This is a genomic window from Bacillus sp. P4_D3 (genome assembly GCF_056401855.1).
On record NZ_JBFUIN010000010.1, the window covers coordinates 14841 to 35714 of the forward strand.

Here is a 20874-nt window from a genome sequence, read left to right on the forward strand (position 1 = left end):
AGCTTAAAATGGTTACGGAAAAGTTACAAAATCGTTATTTGATTACATGGTATATAAACAAAGAAGAGCCTGATATGGCTCTCAGGCTCTTCCCTCAATAGCAAAGAGTAAGTCTTTTAATTACTCTTCTAATACATAATACACAAAACTTATATAGATGTATAGAACAGGAAATTCCAATATAACTATCCGAATATAGTGTTTAAAAATAAATTATAGATGTTTTAAATAAGGGATTAAATTACAAATGTTGATTTACCGCGTTATAGAAACTCATTTATATAAGKTTATAGTCAATAAAGTGATATTGCGATAATAAAATATGGAATATTGCATATCGAATTGCAGAACGAGAAAAAGTAAAAACGGAAATTGAATAAAAACGCTATTTGAGTAGAAAGGAGGGTGTGAAATGAAAGACACTTGGAATGAGCAAGAGCGTTTAGATATTGAAGTGGAACAAGAAATGATCGCACAAGCAGAACGAGAAAACTGGATGGAAGCAAACAATATTAGTTATGAATATTAATGTTCGGAATTTGATTCAAATTGACAGCTGCTGTTTAAGTATAATGTTCGGTTTTTAATAAAAATTTCATTTTGTAGAAAAGGGGAATGGATATGAAGGATGTAAAAATTGAAGATGTCGGAGAAGAATTAAAAATTATTGTGGATGGTAAGGAAATCGCATGTGCTACTCATATGGCAAAGGCAGTAGCAGAGAATTTATTAGTAGGTTTAGATCAAGCCGGAGCTATTAATCTCACTATTGTAGATTTAACAAAATAGTTATTTGAATGGAAAATAATAAAGCCCTAGCAAGGGAAGCTAGGGCAGGGGATAGGGTATCAAGAATTTTCGGGTCAATAACGAATGACTTCTTCGAATGAGCTTAGTTTAACACACAAATTCTTGTACAGGTGTTACAAAAATATGAACAAAGGGGGAATGAAGAATGAAAATACCAACAATTGTATTTAAAGCTAAAAATAAAGAAAACCGTTACTTATGTAATGGCCCGGATTGCGGTGACTGGAGCGATGAGTTTTTAGACACACAAGAAATCACTGATGCTCTTCACATCATAAAAACAGATTTTAAAAAGCCAACTGAAGAGGATGTACAAAACTTTTATAAGTTCATGGCAAGCCTTCCATTTAATAATGATGTGGAATTTATTAAGAAACACTATGATCCGGTTGATATGGAAATAACGCAGGAACAACTAGAAATTATTCGTATGCATGATGAGTGGTAATTAATACAAAATCCTTATTTTTTATTAAAAACTGCCCTTGTATTCTGGGGTCACAAGGGCAGAAGATATATGGGTTTGCAAAGGGAAATTTGCAAATTCTTATAAATTCTAACACACGCATTTAATCATAGGGGTTACAAAAGTGTAACAAAATCGTTATTTAAATAAAAGAAACCCCGATTGTCTGCGGGGTTCCTAAGGGTAATCGTCAAGTAATGACGTACTCGACTAATTAACGATATCATGAATTTTTTGGTAAAAATACTGGTAAATGTGTCCAAATGAATAGGGCATCATTTTAAACCAAAACGCTATTTTAATCTCAAACAAAAGAGCAGCTAGCAAAAGCTATCTGCCCCGCTTTAAAGGAGAAATCAATTGTTACAGATTGGCGTATTCAAAGTATGGACAGAAATTGGGGATTTATTCAGGCAAAACTAAAAAGAGCACTATCAATTAGTGCCCTTTGTAAAAATAGCGTAAGTGGCCAGCTCACGTTATAAAGAAAGGTAGAATTTAATATATTCAAACCCTGCTTAAATGGTGAAAACAAAAGAACAGCTAGCAAAAGCTAACTGATCCATTGCAACTTGTTAACAAAAGAAAAAGGTTGCTATTCAGGAATTGAACAGCTTGTAGATATTATGTGGAAGTTTTGGAATTTTATTCAGATAAATTACAAAAGCAGCTAGCAAAAGCTAACTGCTTAGCCCCAAGGAAGAGAGAGGAGCGCTTGATTAGGTCTAAGGCTGAAATAAGGGTTTTAGATGTTAAGACCTAAGACCTAAATATAGTATAGATCACACTTCAGAAATTATGCATATAAATTGTATTCCTACAAAAATGGTTAAAAAACAAAGCAGCTAGCTCAATTAGCTAACTGCTTGTTGTACAAAAGAAAATTAGGCCCTACAAGTAAATGATATGTAACTTTAAGTTACAGCTATAGTATAAGCAGAATTAAAAATAGTATGTGGGAGTGAAAATGAGCTTAATAAAAATTTCATTTTGTAGAAAAGGGGAATGGATATGATTATAGATCCACCTAAATCATATCAACATAAAGAAGATGGAACGGTCGTTCAATTATTAGAAATTAATGCTAACGATTGGTATTGCTGGGTTAAATGTTCAGATTGCGTTATAAGACCTATATCAGAGGATATTTTCTTCAGAGATTTCGAACCAATTAAAAGAGCAGCCAGCAAAAGCTAACTGCTCAGTCTTGAAGGAAGTCTCGAATAGTACGGTTATACATAAGAGATTTCTGGCTGTTAAACAGCCTATCTACAGTATTGACGGAATGTTGAGTTTTATTCGTGAAGAAATACGTTTAACTTAATGCATAGCCCACAATCAAAGTTAGTGTTAAAAACACTGATAATAAAAGTGTTAGTAGAACTGTTACTATGCTTCTAAGCATTGAAATCAAATTATCTACTTTAGAGAATCCTTTCATACCAGCAAAAAAAGTTCCTATTGAAAAAATGAGTACAAAAAATAAAGGGTGAAAATAAACGACGTTTATAAAAGATGCATTCATTTCAGGTGTGCATACTTCAAGATATAAAAGAAAAAAAGCAATGCAAACGAATGAAAAAATAAAGGACCATAGATTTATATTATGCTTCATAGGTTGCTCCTTTGTTATCGAAATATTTCTATTAAATTTTAATGGAAAATATAAGAAAAAGATAGTGGCTATAAATTAGAATGAATTTTTCAACAAAATAATCCTTTGAATAGAAAAATAGATAAATTKTGTAAAAATGGTATAATAAATAAAAATTAAATATTTAGTCCTACTGGAAGAACCAGCGGACATCAAACCATAAAGGGCATTAGTGATAGTGTTCTATGGTTTGGTGTCCGTTTTTTTATTTTCATTAATAAAACAGATAAGGAGTGTTTATATATGACGCAATTAACATTCTTACCAAAAATTGATCGTAAAGCAACACAAGTACGTTTAGAAGAGGTTCTTGAAAACGTTCGTATTTATAGACAGTTTGGGATGATTAGAAATGAGATGAAGGTCACAGCTTCTTGCGAGATAAGATATCACGGTCCTACAAACATGGTAGGCAAGCCAGCTGAAGATGTTGCTTTAGCAAATGTTGCAATGAGTGAAAGAGAAGTGAAATTACAACGCTTATCCTTTCAAATTGATAAGGCATTAAGTCGCTTTAGCAAGAATCAAAGAGACATCATTGTAAAGCGATATTTAGAAGATGAAGAAGTCTTTGATTACATGATTTATAACGAGGTTGGAATGAGTGAACGTACATACAGACGCAATAAATCTAATGCTTTTTATAAACTAGCATTTGCTCTTAGATTAGAAGTATATGAGGCAGAAGAGCATTACGGAGGGGATGACCGATGAATTTTGTTCAGCCAATACGTGATCCAGAGCAAATACAACAGATTAAAGAATATCTGAGGGAAAACAATGAGCGCAATTATATTTTGTTTGTAATGGGGATTAATACAGGTTTGCGGATCAGTGATATTTTAAAACTAAGAGTTAGTGATTTAAAAGGAAGCCACATCTCAATGAGAGAAAAGAAGACAGGGAAACAGAAACGTATTCAATTAACTCCATCATTAAAAAGAGAACTACGTTGGTACATTGAAGAAAGAGATGACAATGAGTATTTAATTAAGAGTCGCGAAGGAAAGAATAAACCGATTGGACGCAGCATGGCATATAAGATACTTAGAAGTACGGCATCAGAGTTTGGATTAGATGAGATAGGTACACATACATTACGTAAGACATTTGGATATCACATGTATATGCAAACAAAGAATATAGCCTTACTTATGGAGATATTTAATCATTCATCCGAAAGAGTTACGTTAAGATACATAGGTGTCAACCAAGATGCAATGGATAAAGCTATGATTAAATTTAAAATATAGCAACATCCTTTTTATTTTTTGTGTTTTATAGTTACCCATTTTTTATGTGTTGTGTAATTCAAAAAAGAAAGTGTTATGAAGCTATGAATATCAAGGGGTTCAACGATAGGGACAGTTACAGAAAATATAAGATATGGGTAAGTGGTGAAGAAGGTATTTATAAGTATAAAAAAAGGAACCTATGCAGGTTCCTTTTTTATTTATCACAAGCTAATCCGTCACCATCTCTATCTAACTTAGAGGAATAAGCAGGGTGATCTCTTGTGATATTTGAGAATCCAGCTGCTTTGGCTTCTTTACAGCTTTTAAAATTGTAATTTCCTTGAGGGAGATCATTGTTTGGTTGTTGCTGTACGCTTTGCTTCTGTTCTTCTTGTTTCTTTTGCTCTTCTTGCTGCTTTTGTAATTCTTGTTTCTTTTGCTCTTCTTGCTGCTTTTGTAATTCTTGTTTCTTTTGCTCTTCTTGTTGTTTTTGTAATTCTTGTTGCTTTCGTTGTTCCTCTTGCTTCTTTTGCTCTTCTTGTTGTTTTTGTGACTCTTCTTGTTTCTGTTGTTCGTTATCTTTTTTAGTAGCATCTGTATCTACAACTTTTGTTGTTGAAGCTGCTTTATTTTCATTTTTATTATCTATCATTCCGCTAATTCCAGCCGTGAGAATAAATAAATATATTATACATGCCACAACCATTTTCCATTTTGTATTAGAACGGAAACCAAGAATTTTACTGTACCATTTACGATGTACCTTATGTATTTCAATGGATGTGTTATTTTCAATAAAGCGCTCGATATCTTTTCCTTGTTCTGTTGGGATAAAACGAAATGGTGTTCCTGATCCATTAAACTCGAATAGGGATTTAATAGCAAAGTGATCTACTAGAACAGTGGAATAATTAATAAAGTAGTATTTAGCAATACTGACAACATCATTTACATCTTTATTGTACTTGAATAATTGAATATGGTCAGTTGCTACAGCAGCATAACCAGTTTGCATACTTTCTAAGTTGGTAGAAACGATAATGGGTGTGCTTCCATACTCTTTTTGATACTTTTTAGCAATTGCTTGTTTAGCAAGGGTAGATTCACTAGGCTTTTTCTTTTTCTTACTCATTATGTAGATCCCCTCTCAAATTTTACATGATATCTAATGTATATATTATCAGAATGTAAGATTAATTCCAGTGCGAATAATCTATTAAAAGGTAATGGTGAAGATACTGTTAATTATGCATGTTAATAAAAAAGAAAGATGTTTCTTCGTTTATAAGGTATATAATTATAGATTTACTTGGTTATAAAACTTGAAAAAGGTTTATAAAGTTACTGGTATCAAGGGAGCTGGTATTTCAGTTAGTTATACAAAATATAAGATATGAGTAACTTGCACAGAGAGGATGTCTACCTTGTTTTATTTTAATGATAGAATATTAAATATAGAAGGGAGTGTCATAAATGGAAGAGGAATATAGAAAAAAAGAACTTGAAATTAAAAAGAAAAGGGTGTTAGAAGAGTTAAAAAATAATAAGTTTGAGTTTAAGGAACTACAACAAAATATAACGAACCCCTTGCAAGATATACTTGCATTTAATCAATCTGTAGATAAAATGTACAAAACCATTCAGAGTACATATAAAACTAATATTGAAGTAATGCAACAAATTGCTCAACGTGCATTAAAACAGAGCATAGATAATTCACAAATCTTTAAAGAGTTTAACGTACATATTAAAGAAATGATGGACAGCATCGATTGGGAAGCAATTGATGCTAGAATAGCAACAAAAATAAAAGGAATTGATAATTTATTGCAGGAACTAGAAAAGGAGTTTTTGTGTCTAGATATGGAAATCTTTGATGCGCTTGAAGGCGGAGAGGTAACTGATGAAGATATATTAGAATATATAAATCAGAATCTCGAATCTTATGTAGAAGTTATAACACGAGATCCTATTTATGAACTTCATGAAACTTTAATTAAGGAGACTTATGAAGCGTATAAAGGAGGATTATATAAATTGTGTGTTATGCCGTTATTTGCTGCATTTGAACATGTTATTGCAACTTGGAGTGATGGTAAAATAAATACTAACCTGGTATCAGTCAGACAAAAGCCAGAAAGGTATAGGGTCACGAAAATTAAACCTGAAGAATATATTGATATAGAACAATAACAATATATTAAAGTTTTTTCACTATCTGTTCTTCGGATGATAGGAAAAACATTTGTAGGTGTTCCGAAGGAATTATGTCAAGAACTTAATCGAAATTCAATAGCGCATGGATTCCATGATTATGACTCTATCACCAAGGAAGATATATTAAAGTTATTTCAATTACTCAAATCCACCTTAGTATTAAGATACTTTAATGTAAAGGATGCTGAACTTTAAAAATATGGCAGAGTCGTGACCGCTTTTTGGCAGGAAATGTGCCGGTTGTTTTGGAAGCAACGTGATATATTTGTATTGTGAGAAGTGGCGGAAAACACAACTCACTATGTTGTTTCTAAATTTCTAAACGGCTTCATTATGACGGCACATAAAATCCGAAACCAGCAGATGGTAATGATTGAATGATACCGTTATTAAGGAGAGCTTTTGCTCTTCTTCCAGTTACTTAATAATGTTGTGAAAGTTAAATATAAACAACATTAGGTGGTTGGAAGAAGAATAAAACTTCATTTACCGGATGTATAGTAATAACATTAAATTTTGATGAAAGGGCAACTGGTGCACGGTTGCTCTTTTATTAAATTTTGCTCAGATTAATATAATAACCTGAGCAAAATATTCTATGAATCTTTATTGTTTTTATTTTCAATATGGAACGTATTTATAAAACCTAAAAAATATTGAATTAGAACAGCTAAAAATGTTAAATCAAGAAATTTACATGTAATAATGTGTACTACTTGAAGAATTCTAGACAAGGTGTGTTCATTAAGAAATTGCACGTAGTATTGGATACTATTAGAATTTATAGGTAATGCAAAATGGATAAGGAAACTAAAATATGAAAATTCCCAAAGGCTTTTTTCAGACATTGCGGCATCATAAAAACTAAATGTGAAGATATAGAGCGCTCCAAAAACTATATCAGGTAGTATTAATGTGGTAAAGATGGCTATGAAGAGCTGTAAACTGAATTTTAACCGATCAACTTTTTTTGTAATATTTTTTGGGCCTTTAATATGCTTATAAAGATAAAATATTATCTCGAATAGAGAAAATAGGAATGTAGAAATTATATATATGATTAGTAAGTAAGATAGTTCTTCCATGTACTTTGTTGCTAAAAAAGATAAATAAGCAATTTTGTGGTTGAGTACTATCACCATAAATGTTGTAAAAGAAATTATTGAAAGACAAAAAGCCAATAATCGATAGACTGGAATTATCAGATTCAAACCCAAACTATTAATTAGAGATCTCATAGTAAACCCATAATACGAAAATAATATTGAGAGAAATAGAATGAAAATTAATAAGAAAGTTGGATATGCAKGCGCAAAAATAACAGCACAAGGTAACACAAGCCAGATAATAGCGTTTACATAATCTTTTAAAGAATATGAAGATTTGTTCATATTATTCACCTCCTAACCAAAAGAATTATAGCAAATAAATCCAGATAACGCATATGTTTATTTGGATTTAATAATAAGTTTACAAAAACATCTGAAAGTGTTCTCTGTTCTCAAAAAACTTTCGGACGTTATAAGTTTGTATAAGGAGATGAGAAAGCGGGAGCATAAAGAGTTATATGTAACACTTTGGAAATTTTTAGCTTCAGATTTAATTGAGTAAAATGGAGAAAAGATAGATCCAAGATAATTTAACCAATAGCAATTATCGTGGGCGTTACTGTTCCATAACAGTAAATAGAAAGTTCTGATGAAAGAGCAACTGATGCATGGTTGCTCTTTTGTTATGTGAAAATTACAGGGAATTATCTCCTTTTGTCGAATATATTGATTGGTTAATTTTATTTTAAAAAAGGTCAAAAAAGGAGAAAAGCATGTCAAAAAATTTAAGAGAAATATTATTACACTATCGTAATCAACAACTTTTAGGAGATAAGGTTCATGTTATTGCAAGAAAAAATGGAGAAGTAGTTTTCAACGGTTACTACAAAATAAACTGTACTATTGAAACTAACTATAGTAGATTGACTATAGATTGGCCAAAAGATTATGTTGTTCCTGCTGAATATCGAGATTATTACGGAATGTCTAGTATGTATCCAGTAGATATTGAATACTTTGAGAAAGATGACATAGTCCATTTGTCCGGAAAATATTTGGAGGATTCGTATAAGGTAGTTGTCCAATTACCCGAAAAACATAAATGATTTAATAAATAATAAAGTGAAAAGAGCATCCAATCGGGTGCTTTTTATTTTGGAGGAGGATGAAAAATGAGTGAACAAAAGAGCGCATTATCAGTGAAGGTAGAAGTTGATACAAAAGAAGCGAAAGAGAATGTTAAGGAATTGACTGCTGCAGTTAATGAATGCGTGGAAGCGTTCGAGAAGTTAGAAAGTGTTATGGGTAGATTTACGAATGAAATAAATCCTTTATTTATAGAAGTACCTGTTGTTTTAAATGGTAAAACGATAGCTCAAAAAGTCAGTGAGTTTACCGAAATTAAGGAAAGGTTTTAACCTGAGGTGATAATAAATGAAACTAACTAAACAAGAACAAGCGGTTGTAATTGGTACATTCATTTCAATGTTAGGACAGGACCTTGTAAATGAGCGTATCGATAAACAGAAATTAGAAAGTGTAATTCCAATCTTTAATGAGTTGGAAGACAATACAACACCAAAGCAAAAGAGAGAAGCGATGTTCAGTTTGCTTGGTAAAGCAATGGATGAATTCATTAATAGTAAGGAGTGAGGATAGATGTGTGAGCATAAGTATCAAGTGTTAGCTAGTGAAACTACTTCTTTTTATTCTGATGCTAAGCGGTATGGTGTGGATGTATCAGCTACTTTTTATTGTGAGAAGTGTTTAGACATTCAACATCGAGAGAAGCGGATTGATACAGGTGTGATTGAGGTAACGGATAGTGAATGAATATAAAACCAAACAACAGAAGCGTAAGTTCTACGACAGTGGTGAGTGGAAGAGTATTCGTGAACAAGTAAAGAAGCGAGACAACTATGAATGCCAAGAGTGTAAGCGTAATGGTCGAGTTCAAACAGACACGAACGAATACAGTGATGGTGCAAAGCGTAAGAAGATACAACTCGTTGTCCATCATATAAAAGAACTCGAACATCATCCAGAACTTGCATTAGAAAAAGATAATTTAGAAACAGTCTGTGTGGATTGCCATAATAAAGAACATGGAAGATTCTTTGAAAAGAAACCGAATAAATGGGAAAACGATGAAAAGTGGTAAAAATGATTCAGTAATAACACCCCCCCTTAAAATATTTCAGCAAAATTTGCTCTAAGGGGCACCGGAGGAGGGGGTTAACTGTCAGGTTTTTTTCGAAATTACGCACGTAAGGGGGGGTGGGTAGATGGCTGTTAGTATTGTGAGGTTAAAAGAACAGCTTATGAATAGTATTGATATTACAGATTTAGTCGAAGTTGAAAAAGTAGAAAGATACATTGATCTGGTCAAAGCATTTAGAAAAATAAATAAAACCATTAATAAAGAAGGCGAATCTGTAACAGTAAAAAATGGTTCTCAAGTTTTTGTTAAAGCCCATCCTCTTATAAGTGAGAGGAACAAAATTAACAGTTCTTTAATTGCTTTAGGAAGAGATATAAAATTCGTTCCTAAAGTTGGTGCTTCTAATACGGGATACAGTCCAAGTGATTTAATATGACCAGGCAAAAGTATGTAGATGAATACATTGAGCTTTATAGAAGTGGGAAAATAAAGTTCAACAAAGAAAGAGAACTGTTAATTGAATATCTAGAAAAATACGTTTTGAACAGAGACGATTTGTATTTTGATGATGAAATGATTGAGAAGTGTATCCGCTTTGGGGAGAAATGGTACTTCCCGTTACAATCATTTCAGAAATTCTTAATAGCATTCGTTTTTTTGTTTTATAAGAAAAACGGACGTGTATTTTATCGTAAATTCTTGTGGATGCTTGGACGTGGTGGCGGTAAAAACGGATTAATATCAGTCATCATTCATTTTTTAATTAGTGAAATGCATGGTATTCCGGAGTATAACATTTCCGTTGTTGCAAATAGTGAAGAGCAGGCGAAAACAAGTCCTGATGAAGTTCACAAATGTGTTAAACGAAATGAAATATTGCAAAGAGCATTTAAAACAACATTAACTCAAACTGTTTCTAAGGCTACAGGAAGTGTATTGAAGTTTAGAACATCAAACGGAGACACGAAAGATGGTTTGCGTGATGGCGCGGTTGTATTTGATGAAATACATCAATATGAAAGCAATAAAGATGTTCGAGTCCATATTAGTGGTTTAGGGAAAAAGAAAAACCCGCGAGAATTTTACATTGGTACAGATGGATATGTCCGTGATGGCTTCTTAGATAAACAAAAAGAAAAAGCAATGAAAGTATTAAATGGCGAAGCGCGTCCAAATGCTATCTTCCCATTCATTTGTAAATTGAATGATGAAAAAGAAGTTGATGATTCTGATAATTGGGAAATGGCAAATCCTATGTTATCGCAACCATTAAGCGAGTATGCTGAGGGATTACTTGAAACGATAAAGGAAGAATATGAAGATTTAGAGGATGATCCAAGTAACCGAGAAGAGTTCATGACAAAGCGTATGAACTTACCTGTTACAAACTTAGAACGTTCTGTTGCAAAATGGTCAGAGATTCTTGCTACAAATCGTCCATTTCCTGATTTATATGCTCAAGAATGTATTGGGGCGTTAGACTTTGCAAGTATTCGAGACTTTGCAGCATGTGGTCTTTTATTCAGACAAAATGGTGAGTACATTTTTAAAACTCATTCCTTTGTGCGAAAGGAATTTGTTGATATTTATTATGGTTATTCTAAAAAGGCTGGCGAGTATAAAAAACAAAAGTTTGCACCAATTAAAGAGTGGGAGGAACAAGGCTTACTTACAGTTGTGGACGAGCCGACTATTAATCCTCAGCATATCGTTGATTGGTTTGTAGAAATGCGTGAGCAATTTGGGGTTAAGAAAATTATAGCTGATAACTTCCGAATGGAAGCGATAAGGCCTTTATTGGTAGCAGAAGGTTTTGAAATAGAAGTTATAAGGAATCCAAAAGCAATTCATAGTTTACTAGCACCTCGTATTGAAATGGCGTTTGCAAATAAACAAATTATTTTTGATGATAATCCGCTAATGCGTTGGTATACGCAAAACGTGTTGGTTGTTATCAAAGGTGATGGTAATAAAATATACGAAAAGAAAGAGCCGGTTCGTAGAAAGACTGATGGATTCCAATGTTTCGTTCATGCTCTTTATCGAGCGGACGAGATACAAGAAGCAACCGACTTTATACTAAGCGATATCAAATTCTAATAAAGGGGGTGATGACCATTGGATGGTTAGGTTCAGTATTCAAAAGAAATAAAGAGTTAGAATTTATGGTTGATCTGGATTTGATTGCTGATACAGCAAACAGGGTTCATATGAAACGATTGGCAATTGATACATGTGTATCATTTTTAGGAAGAACAATTAGTCAATCTGAATTCAGAGTAAGACACGGTAAAGCATTTGAGAAAAATGAGCTTTATTATCGATTAAACGTTAGACCGAACAAGAATATGACCGCAAGTACCTTTTGGGAAAGGTTTATTCGTAAACTTATTTATGATAATGAGTGTTTAGTTATACAAGCAGATGATGGTGATTTACTTATTGCAGATGGATTTCAACATAATGAGTATGCTGTGTTTGAAGATACTTTTACCGATGTAATAGTAAAAGATTATACGTTTAAGAGAAGTTTTAAGCAAAGTGAAGTTATTCATTTGAAGTATCGGAATGATAAATTATCTCCACTTATTGATGGATTATTTGCAGATTATGGGGATTTGTTCGGTAGGATATTAAACTCTCAAAAACGTAAAAATCAAGTTCGCGGAACAGTTGACATGGATATGATTGGTGCTAAAACTGAGGAACAAATAGCAAAGTTACAAGAATTCATAGACAACATGTATAAGGCGATAGGCACGAAAGATATAGCTATTGTGCCGCAACAAAAAGGGATAAAATACGATGAAGTATATAATGGCTCCGCTAATGGTCCAAGTGTGGAAGAAATCAACAAAGTAACAAATGGTTTCTTAAATCAAGTAGCTATGTCTATTGGCATTCCAACAGCTTTGTTATATGGAGAAATGGCTGATGTAGAAAAACAAACGAAAAACTACATGTTATTCACTGTAAATCCTTTACTAAAGAAACTATCTGATGAATCAAATGTGAAGTTCTTTGAGATGAAAGATTATCTCGGAGGACAAAGGATAGAAATTAAATCTGTTTCTTATCAAAGTATTTTTGATCTTGCAACGAGCATTGATAAGCTTATTTCTTCTGGTGCCTTTACAGGCAATGAAATTAGATTGGAGGGAGGATATGAATCATCTAATGATCCGAACTTGGACAAACACTATATTACAAAAAACTATACTCAAATGAATGGAGAAAAAGGAGGTGAGGAATGATGGAGCATGTGAATATGAATAAGCTTCTAAATTTAAAACGAGATATTCGTTTTGAAGTTAAAGGTGAAAATGAGTATAAATTAACTGTTTACGGTTCAATCGGTGGTTGGTTTAGTGAAAATAATGCTGAAGCTGTAAGAAGAAAAATTCAAGATGTTAAAGCAGAAAAAATTCACGTTCATATTAATTCGGGTGGAGGTTCCGCATTTGATGGTGTAGCAATTTGCAATATGCTGAAACAACATGATGCTGAAGTTATAGTTCATATTGATGGTTGGGCAGCGAGTGCCGCATCTGTAATTGCAATGGCAGGTGATAAAATCATTATGCCTAGTAATACTATGATGATGATTCATCAAGCGAGTACTTTTGAATATGGAAATGCAGACCTTTTTGAAAAAACAGCACGAGATTTACGAAAGATTGATTCAGCTTTAGCAGCATCTTATAAGAAACGTTTTGTTGGAACAGATGAAGAATTAAAACAACTTTTAAAGGATGAAACTTGGCTAACAGCAGAGGAAGCGGTTGCTCTTGGTTTAGCCGATGAAATTGCTGATGAAATTGAAATAGATGATACGCAAGAAGATGATGATGAAGAGGAAGTTGTAGAAAATTTCAAAGAAGATTTAGTAGCTAAGTATACGAAACAACCAAATAATCAAAATCCAAAAGAGCTTATTCAAGAGCCTGTTAATATGAAACAGAATCTGAGTACGCTCTTTTTAAATCTAGGAGGAAAATAAAACATGGTGATTAAATTTAATAATTTTGAAGAGAAAAAACTAGCTTTTGCGAAAGCGACACAGGAAGGTACACCAGAAGAACAATCAACAGCATTAAATTCCATGATTGAAGCACTTGCTACAGATGTTCGTTCAGATATTTTGAATCAAGTGAATGAATCGATTGTAGACCGTTCAATTATGCAATCGCGCGGTTCCAATGTATTAACGAGTGAAGAAATGAAATTCTTTAATGCGGTTGTTCAAGATGGTGGATTTAAAGATACTGAGATTCTACCTAAAACAACACAAGAGCGAATCTTTGAAGATTTAGTAGACGGGCATCCGTTCTTACAACATGTTGGATTAGAAAACTTAGGAGCTGTCACAGAATTTATCTATGGAGATCCAGAAGGCGCAGCAGTATGGGGACCATTATTTGGTGACATTCAAGGACAGTTAAATGCTACATTCCGAAAAGAGCCTATTACTCAACTTAAATTAACAGCGTTTATCCCATTATCAAATGATATGTTAAATCTAGGGCCAGTTTGGGTGGAACGTTATGTTCGTACAATGATTACAGAAGCTATGGCGGTTGGATTAGAGCGAGGATTTGTAATTGGTACAGGTAAGAATGAACCTATCGGTTTGCTAAAAGATCCAAGTGGAAATGTTGTTGGTGGTGTATATCCGGATAAAAAAGTTGCTGGTACTTTAACTTTTGAACCAGGGCGTAAAACGATTAATGAATTAAAAAATGTTGTTAAGTTACTTGCTAAAAAGTTAAAAGCTGATGGTAAAGATGCAGATAAACCGAAGAATATTGCTGGAAAAGTAGTTATGGTGACGAATCCGTTCGATACATTTGATGTTCAAGCAAATGCAACAACTTTAAATGCGGCTGGAGTTTATGTAACGAGCTTACCTTTCAATCCAACGCCTACAGAATCAGTATTTGTACCTCAAGGTAAAGTACTGTTTTTTGTTAAAGGAGAGTATATTGCGGCAATGGGTGGAACGGAGCCGATTAAAAAGTTTGACCAAACGTTAGCATTAGAAGATGCAACGCTTTATATTGCCAAGCAATATGCTACAGGTAAGCCAAAAGACAAATATGCAGCACAAGTTTACGAATTAAAACTTGTAGAAACACCAACCCCACCAGCTCAAGGGTGATGTGAATGAATACAGTAATTTCAAATGAAATATTACAGGAGTTTAAAGAAAGGATGCACTTAGGTGATGATGAAGATGATAACCTAAAGCGCATCCTTTCTACGTCTAACAAGGCTTTACTTAGGGTTTGTGGGGATTATGATTTAAATGATAACGAGGAGTTCAAAGAATTAGTCTTTGAACGTTCTCGTTATGTTTATAATGATGCTCTAGAATATTTTGATCAGAACTTTTTAAGTCAGATTAACAGTTTGAGCATTGATAAAGCATTAGAAGCAATCAAATTGGACGGTGAATAATATGCGTCCTTTTCAATACAAAAAACCTTTAAATACAGGTGATTTTAGGAATCGAATTATTATTGAGCAACCTATAGTAATAAAAGATGAATTAAATCAAGTAATAGAAACATCTTGGCAGGAATTAAAAAAAGCCTGGGCAATGGTAAAAACGGTGAAAGGTTCCGAGTATATTGAAGCTTCAGCTTCACAGGCGACACGAGTTTATCGATTTGTGATTCCTTATACATCGGGCATTACAGAAGAAATGCGAATTAATATGAAGGGTCGTATTTTTGATATTATCGAACCGCCAATGAATGATGATGAAATGAATCAAACATTGACCATTATCGCAAAGGAGCATGTTTAATATGAATGATTTTGCGAGTGAGATTGCTAGAGAATTACAAAGATATGCAGATGTTGTGGAAGAAGAATTAGAAAATGAGATTGATGAAATAGGAGATATTGCTGTAGGTAAATTAAAGCAAGGTAGTCCTAAAAAAACGGGTGGTTATCGTAAAGGATGGCGTAAGAAAAAAGAAGGGAAGGGCGTTGTTCTTCATAATGCAAAAGGACAATTAACACATCTTTTAGAAAATGGACATGCGAAAGTAGGTGGTGGTCGAGTACCAGCACAAGTGCATATTCGCCCAGTTGAAGAATATGTAATCGATGAATTGCCAAGACGTATCGAAAGGACGATTGGGCAATGACATTAGGTGAATTAACAAAAATTCTTGAAGCTACAGGTTATCCTGTGGCTTATTCGCATTTCACAGCAACACCAAGTAATCCAGTACCAGCGCCACCTTATATATGTTTCCTTGTGGATGGCTCATCAAACTTGATGGCTGATAACAAGGTCTATCACAAGGTAAATGATTTAAATATAGAGCTTTATACCACAAAAAAAGACTTGGTTACAGAAGCCAAGCTTGAAAAAGTCCTAGACGATCATGAAATAACTTATGACTCTTATGGGACCTTTATTGAATCTGAAAAATTATTTCAAAAAATATATGAAACGAGGTTGATGTAAATGAATGAAAACAAAGTAAGCTTTGGTTTGAAGAATGTTTATTATGCTCTCTATGAAACTTTGAATGGAGTAGTAACATTTAAAACCCCAATTCCAATTCCAGGAGCGGTTGAATTAACATTTGATCCACGTGGGGATTTAATTGAGTTCTATGCGGACGACATGCTTTACTATGCAGCAAGTAATAACCAAGGTTATGATGGAACGCTATCCATTGCGACTATTCCAGAACAATTTGCTATCGATGCGTTAGGTGAGCAATTAGATGAAACAGACGGTGTATTAAATGAGTTAGCTGATGCAAAAGGAAAAACGTTCGCTTTATTATTTGAGTTTGATGGTGATGTGAATGCAACTCGACACGTTATGTTTAACAACTCAGCAAGCCGACCAACTATTGCATCTAAAACAAAAACTAATTCAGCAGAGCCTAATACAAATGAACTTAAATTTGTATCTAGTCCTATCGATATCAATGGAAAGCGTATGGTTAAAACAAAAACTACATCTAAGACAACACCAGCGATTTATGATAATTGGTACAAAAAAGTATATGTAAAAACACCAGCAGCACCAAAAGGAGCGTAAGTAAATGGAAAAGACAATTACAATAGATGGAAAACAAGTCCGATTAAAAGGCACAGCAGCAACAGTTAAACGCTATAAGGCACAATTCAGACGTGATTTATTCGCAGATATGATGGCATTAGGAGCTATCGGTACATTTACCTCGCAAGATGAGTCACAAGGCACTATCGATCTATCAACCGCAGATTTTAAGAACGTCGATTTTGAAGTTATTTACGATTTAGTTTGGTTATATGCAAAAACAGCAGATCCAAATCTTCCTGATCCAATTACATGGCTAGATGGATTTGACGAGTTTCCTATTTACGATATCATGCCAGAAATTAATGACATGATTCAAAGTACAATGGGAGCAAAAAAAAAATAACGAAAAATAATGGAGAGCAAGGGACTTTCAGTGATGAAGAATTATCCACTGATACGTTTCTTGCTCTTTGTTATAAAGCGAAGCTGACACATGGAGATTTAGAAGTTATGACTGTTGGTGATTGCTTTGATTATATTGCTGAATTTGCTGAAATGGAAAATCCGAAGAAAGACAAAGTAAGAAAAGCGACTCAAAAAGACTTTAATGCTTTCTAAGAAAGAGGGGTGAAAATATGGCAGGAAGAATTAAAGGGATTACGATTGAAATTGGTGGAGAGACCACGGGGCTTCAAAATGCTTTAAAAGATGTTAATAAACGTAGTAATGATTTAACTAAGGAGCTTAAAGATGTTGAGCGACTATTAAAATTTGACCCTGGGAATATTGAGGCACTTTCTCAAAAGCAAAAATTACTTACACAACAAATAGAAAATACAACGCAAAAGCTAGATAAATTGAAAGCAGCGGAACAACAGGTTCAGGAACAATTTCAAAATGGAAAGATTTCTGAAGAACAATACCGCTCGTTTAGGCGTGAAATTGAATTTACACAAGGATCACTTGATGGGTTAAAAAATAAGCTTGGAAACATGAAAGCTGAGCAAGAAAATGTGGCAAGTTCCACAAGGCAATTAGAAATGTTGTTTAGCGCTACAGGAAAAAGTGTTGATGATTTTGCAGGGGCATTAGGAAATCGTCTTGTGAATGCAATTAAAAGCGGAACAGCTACAAGTCGGCAGTTAGAACAAGCGATTGGACTTATTGGTCGTGAAGCATTAGGAACAGAAGCGGATATTGAGAAATTACAACGTGCGCTTCGATCTGTGGATGATGGTAATTCAATACAACAAGTTCGAAATGAATTAAGAGATTTACAGCAAGAGGCCCAAAGGACACAAAGAGAATTCAAAGAATTAGATATTGGTTTAGAAAACGTTCTTGGAGCTATGGTAGCTGGTGGTGGTATTGCCGGAACAATCGAACAAGCACTTGATATGTCAAAGTTAAAAACAAAAATCGATATCACTTTTGATGTCCCTGAGTCCTCCAAAAAATCAGTTGAAGAAGCTGTAAGGGGCATTACTGCTTATGGTGTGGATGCTGAAGCTTCTTTAGAAGGTGTGCGCAGGCAGTGGGCGTTGAATAAAAATGTTAGTGATGAAGCGAATGCAGCAATTGTTAAAGGAGCGGCGGCAATCGCGCAATCATATGAAGGTATTGATTTTACTGAGTTAATACAAGAAACAAATGAAATTGGTAATGAACTAGGTATTTCGCAAGAAGGTGCTCTTGGATTAACAAACGCCTTATTAAAAATGGGATTTCCACCTGAGCAATTAGACATTATTGCTGAATATGGTGGGCAGCTTACAAGAGCAGGATACAGCGCTGAAGAAGTACAAGCGATTATGGCGGCTGGGGTCGAAACAGGTACCTGGAATATCGACAACCTTTTAGATGGATTGAAAGAAGGACGTATTAAAGCGGCTGAATTCGGTCAAGGTGTCGATAAAGCTATGAAAGAAACTTTAGAAGGCACTAATATCTCAGCTGAACAATTGCAAAAATGGGGACAAGCTGTAGCTAATGGCGGTAAAGAAGGTTCAGCCGCTATGACTGATATTGCTCTAGCGTTATCACAAGTTGAAAATGAAACGAAGAAAAACGAATTAGGTGCAAAACTATTCGGTACAATGTACGAAGACCAAGGGCAAAATATAATAAATACATTGCTAGGTGCAAAAGAAAAAACGGTCGATTTCAAAAATAATCAAGATCAATTAAATGATTCTATTAAAAAGATGGATGCAAACCCAGCAATTAAGTTCCAAAAAGCAATGCAAGATTTACAAGTCGCTCTCCAACCAGTACTTAGTGTTGTAGCCGATCTTATTTCTAAATTTGCTGAATGGATATCAAATAATCCAGCATTGGCAGCAACACTTGCAGCCGTAGCAACCGCCATTGGTATAATATCAGGTGCGATTATGGCACTTGCACCTATAGTTGTGACGGTAATGAGCATATTTGGAATTGGTGCGGCTGCAGCGGCCGGGATAGTTGCCATTGTGCCAATTATCATAGCCGCTTTAGTCGCTTTAGGTTTTGCTATTTATAAAAACTGGGAATCTATAAAACAGTGGACGATAGATACCTTCAATTTTATTGGGGAATATTTATCTGAATTGTGGAGTGGAATAGTCGAAACGGCGTCAACTTGGCTATCTTCACTTGTCGAAACGGTATCTGGTTGGTGGTCTTCTCTAGTAGAAATAACGACAACATGGTTATCCTCAATGGTAGAAACAGCATCGACTTGGTGGTCATCTTTAGTTGAATCAGCTTCTTCATGGCTATCTTCTTTAGTGGATACAGCAACAGGATGGTTGTCTTCATTAGTTGAGACTGTATCAAGTTGGTTCTCTTCAATGGTCGAAACAGCATCTCAATTTTTTATGCAATTGTTCCAAAAATGGATGGAAACTTGGCAATCTATTCTTACATTCTTAGATCCAATTATCTCGTTAATTTCTACGGTTCTTGAAGCAGGGTGGCTATTAATACAGGCAGGTGCACAAATTGCTTGGGCAGCTATATCTCAATATATTATTCAACCAATCCAAGAAGCTTACAATTGGGTAAGTGCACAAATTGGCGAATTAGTTAATTGGCTAAGTCAACAATGGGAAATTGCGAAGTTAGCGGCACAAATTGGTTGGTCTTTATTTAAACAATATATCATTCAACCCGTCCTAGATACTTGGAACTTTGTAAAAGAAAAATTTGGTGATTTGATATCTTGGTTAAGTTCAAAATGGGAACTTGCTAAATCATATACTCTTGCGGCTTGGAATTTGGTAAAACAATATGTTATTCAACCTGTTCAAGACTTGTGGAATACAACGAAAGAAAAACTTGGAGATTTAGCAAATTGGATATTAAGTAATTGGGAAAAAATAAAATCTTATACACTTACAGCTTGGAATTTAGTGAAGAAATATGTGATCGATCCGGTAACTGAAACGTATAATCAAGCCAAGCAAAAATTCACCGATTTATATAACTCAGCTAAAGAAAAGTTTGATGCGGTAAAGAATGCGGCGCAAGAAAAATTTGAAGCAGCGAAACGATTTATTGTAGATCCAATAAAAGATGCAGTTGACAGCATAGAAAAGTTTATTGGGAAGATTAAGGGATTCTTTAGTGACTTGAAATTAAAAATTCCTAAACCTGAAATGCCTAAGCTTCCACACTTTAGTTTAACAACTGATACAAAAACTATCATGGGTAAAGAAGTTAAGTATCCAACCGGTTTCGATGTACAATGGCGCGCTAAAGGCGGTATCTTCACTAAACCAACTATCTTTGGAATGAATGGTGGTAACTTGCAAGGTGCTGGTGAAGCTGGACCAGAAGCGGTTCTACCTTTAAATAAAAAGACACTTGGGGCTATTGGTGAAGGTATTGCTAAAACTATGATTGGTACTACCGGATCTATGAGTCAATTAATGGGTGATATGAGTCGCATGATGGATAGTTCTATGAGCCAGTTATCAGGATTAAAGAGTGTAATGAGTGGTGTGTATGGCAATATGGCTAATAGTAAGCAGTCTATGAGTAGCGGTATTGCAAACCAAACATTCAATTATTCACCTGGTCAATCTGGCGTTAATGGAGCGATACCAACACAGGGTGGTGATTTAGTAATTGAAGTTCCTGTTACTTTGGAAGGACGAGATGTAGCACGTGGTACTTATAGATATACAACCGAGTATCAAGATAGAGAAGTAGCAAGAAACTCAGCCTTTTAGGTTTGGGTTTCTTTTATTTTATAAAGAAAAGAGGT

The 20874-nt window shown here is 34.2% G+C and carries 25 protein-coding genes; 23 read left to right on the plus strand and 2 right to left on the minus strand.

Going from position 1 to position 20874, the window contains the following annotated elements:
* Positions 1-621 precede the first annotated feature (621 nt).
* The 3 genes from AC1DTM_RS03695 (at position 622) to AC1DTM_RS03705 (ending at position 2473) form a co-directional block, all read left to right on the plus strand.
* On the plus strand, positions 622-789 hold the full coding sequence (locus AC1DTM_RS03695) for a hypothetical protein (protein ID WP_165762460.1): 168 nt from the start codon (positions 622-624) through the stop codon (positions 787-789).
* Between the two features lie 166 nt (positions 790-955).
* The gene (locus AC1DTM_RS03700) at positions 956-1258 is read left to right on the plus strand and encodes a hypothetical protein (RefSeq protein ID WP_088099820.1); all 303 of its coding nucleotides are present in this window, start codon (positions 956-958) and stop codon (positions 1256-1258) included.
* Positions 1259-2287: 1029 nt separating this feature from the next.
* Complete coding sequence (locus AC1DTM_RS03705; RefSeq protein WP_016105986.1) at positions 2288-2473, plus strand: hypothetical protein; 186 nt, start codon at positions 2288-2290, stop codon at positions 2471-2473.
* 118 nt (positions 2474-2591) lie between these two features.
* Here the strand turns inward: AC1DTM_RS03705 and AC1DTM_RS03710 are convergent, their stop codons facing one another.
* The gene (locus AC1DTM_RS03710) at positions 2592-2891 is read right to left on the minus strand and encodes a hypothetical protein (RefSeq protein WP_016105985.1); all 300 of its coding nucleotides are present in this window, start codon (positions 2889-2891) and stop codon (positions 2592-2594) included.
* Positions 2892-3173: 282 nt separating this feature from the next.
* Between AC1DTM_RS03710 and AC1DTM_RS03715 the strand changes: the two genes are divergently transcribed.
* Together AC1DTM_RS03715 and AC1DTM_RS03720 are read left to right on the plus strand one after the other, a co-directional pair.
* On the plus strand, positions 3174-3644 hold the full coding sequence (locus tag AC1DTM_RS03715) for an ArpU family phage packaging/lysis transcriptional regulator (RefSeq protein ID WP_016105984.1): 471 nt from the start codon (positions 3174-3176) through the stop codon (positions 3642-3644).
* A complete protein-coding gene (locus tag AC1DTM_RS03720; protein ID WP_088099465.1) occupies positions 3641-4183 on the plus strand; it encodes a site-specific integrase in 543 nt (180 codons plus the stop codon). The genes AC1DTM_RS03715 and AC1DTM_RS03720 overlap by 4 nt, the downstream gene beginning before the upstream one ends.
* A 196-nt stretch (positions 4184-4379) precedes the next feature.
* Here the strand turns inward: AC1DTM_RS03720 and AC1DTM_RS03725 are convergent, their stop codons facing one another.
* On the minus strand, positions 4380-5297 hold the full coding sequence (locus tag AC1DTM_RS03725) for an excalibur calcium-binding domain-containing protein (protein ID WP_048517245.1): 918 nt from the start codon (positions 5295-5297) through the stop codon (positions 4380-4382).
* Positions 5298-5638: 341 nt separating this feature from the next.
* On the opposite strand from AC1DTM_RS03725, the gene AC1DTM_RS03730 reads away from it, so the two are divergent.
* The 18 genes from AC1DTM_RS03730 to AC1DTM_RS03815 all read left to right on the plus strand — a co-directional run bounded on the left by AC1DTM_RS03730 (position 5639) and on the right by AC1DTM_RS03815 (position 20839).
* Positions 5639-6358 carry a hypothetical protein gene (locus tag AC1DTM_RS03730; protein WP_477000045.1) on the plus strand — a complete coding sequence of 240 codons (720 nt, stop codon included), beginning with the start codon at positions 5639-5641 and terminating at the stop codon, positions 6356-6358.
* Positions 6359-8204: 1846 nt separating this feature from the next.
* Complete coding sequence (locus AC1DTM_RS03735) at positions 8205-8537, plus strand: hypothetical protein (RefSeq protein WP_199692820.1); 333 nt, start codon at positions 8205-8207, stop codon at positions 8535-8537.
* Positions 8538-8603: 66 nt separating this feature from the next.
* Complete coding sequence (locus AC1DTM_RS03740) at positions 8604-8849, plus strand: hypothetical protein (RefSeq protein ID WP_199692819.1); 246 nt, start codon at positions 8604-8606, stop codon at positions 8847-8849.
* Between the two features lie 16 nt (positions 8850-8865).
* Positions 8866-9084, plus strand: coding sequence for a hypothetical protein (locus tag AC1DTM_RS03745; protein ID WP_199692818.1), 219 nt, complete (start codon positions 8866-8868; stop codon positions 9082-9084).
* A gap of 6 nt (positions 9085-9090) precedes the next feature.
* Entirely contained in the window at positions 9091-9264 is a 174-nt protein-coding gene (locus AC1DTM_RS03750) for a hypothetical protein (protein ID WP_199692817.1), read from the plus strand.
* Entirely contained in the window at positions 9257-9592 is a 336-nt protein-coding gene (locus AC1DTM_RS03755; RefSeq protein WP_199692816.1) for an HNH endonuclease, read from the plus strand. The genes AC1DTM_RS03750 and AC1DTM_RS03755 overlap by 8 nt, the downstream gene beginning before the upstream one ends.
* Before the next feature lie 124 nt (positions 9593-9716).
* Complete coding sequence (locus tag AC1DTM_RS03760) at positions 9717-10028, plus strand: P27 family phage terminase small subunit (RefSeq protein ID WP_000301149.1); 312 nt, start codon at positions 9717-9719, stop codon at positions 10026-10028.
* Positions 10025-11692, plus strand: coding sequence for a terminase TerL endonuclease subunit (locus tag AC1DTM_RS03765; protein ID WP_199692814.1), 1668 nt, complete (start codon positions 10025-10027; stop codon positions 11690-11692). Before AC1DTM_RS03760 ends, AC1DTM_RS03765 begins: the two co-directional genes overlap by 4 nt.
* A gap of 11 nt (positions 11693-11703) precedes the next feature.
* Positions 11704-12846 (plus strand): phage portal protein, encoded by a 1143-nt coding sequence (locus AC1DTM_RS03770; RefSeq protein ID WP_206771785.1) that lies wholly within the window; start codon positions 11704-11706, stop codon positions 12844-12846.
* Positions 12846-13592, plus strand: a complete 747-nt coding sequence (locus AC1DTM_RS03775) for a head maturation protease, ClpP-related (RefSeq protein ID WP_199715253.1) — start codon at positions 12846-12848, stop codon at positions 13590-13592. Before AC1DTM_RS03770 ends, AC1DTM_RS03775 begins: the two co-directional genes overlap by 1 nt.
* A gap of 3 nt (positions 13593-13595) precedes the next feature.
* Positions 13596-14750, plus strand: coding sequence for a phage major capsid protein (locus AC1DTM_RS03780; protein WP_199715254.1), 1155 nt, complete (start codon positions 13596-13598; stop codon positions 14748-14750).
* Between the two features lie 5 nt (positions 14751-14755).
* Positions 14756-15049 carry a hypothetical protein gene (locus tag AC1DTM_RS03785; protein ID WP_078176046.1) on the plus strand — a complete coding sequence of 98 codons (294 nt, stop codon included), beginning with the start codon at positions 14756-14758 and terminating at the stop codon, positions 15047-15049.
* 1 nt (position 15050) lies between these two features.
* Complete coding sequence (locus AC1DTM_RS03790) at positions 15051-15401, plus strand: phage head closure protein (RefSeq protein WP_070139875.1); 351 nt, start codon at positions 15051-15053, stop codon at positions 15399-15401.
* 1 nt (position 15402) lies between these two features.
* Positions 15403-15747 (plus strand): HK97 gp10 family phage protein, encoded by a 345-nt coding sequence (locus AC1DTM_RS03795; protein WP_199715255.1) that lies wholly within the window; start codon positions 15403-15405, stop codon positions 15745-15747.
* Complete coding sequence (locus tag AC1DTM_RS03800; RefSeq protein WP_199715256.1) at positions 15744-16073, plus strand: hypothetical protein; 330 nt, start codon at positions 15744-15746, stop codon at positions 16071-16073. Before AC1DTM_RS03795 ends, AC1DTM_RS03800 begins: the two co-directional genes overlap by 4 nt.
* Positions 16074-16661 (plus strand): major tail protein, encoded by a 588-nt coding sequence (locus AC1DTM_RS03805; RefSeq protein WP_088099453.1) that lies wholly within the window; start codon positions 16074-16076, stop codon positions 16659-16661.
* 4 nt (positions 16662-16665) lie between these two features.
* The gene (locus AC1DTM_RS03810) at positions 16666-17028 is read left to right on the plus strand and encodes a hypothetical protein (RefSeq protein ID WP_002128744.1); all 363 of its coding nucleotides are present in this window, start codon (positions 16666-16668) and stop codon (positions 17026-17028) included.
* 232 nt (positions 17029-17260) lie between these two features.
* On the plus strand, positions 17261-20839 hold the full coding sequence (locus tag AC1DTM_RS03815) for a phage tail tape measure protein (RefSeq protein WP_199715257.1): 3579 nt from the start codon (positions 17261-17263) through the stop codon (positions 20837-20839).
* Positions 20840-20874: the final 35 nt, after the last annotated feature.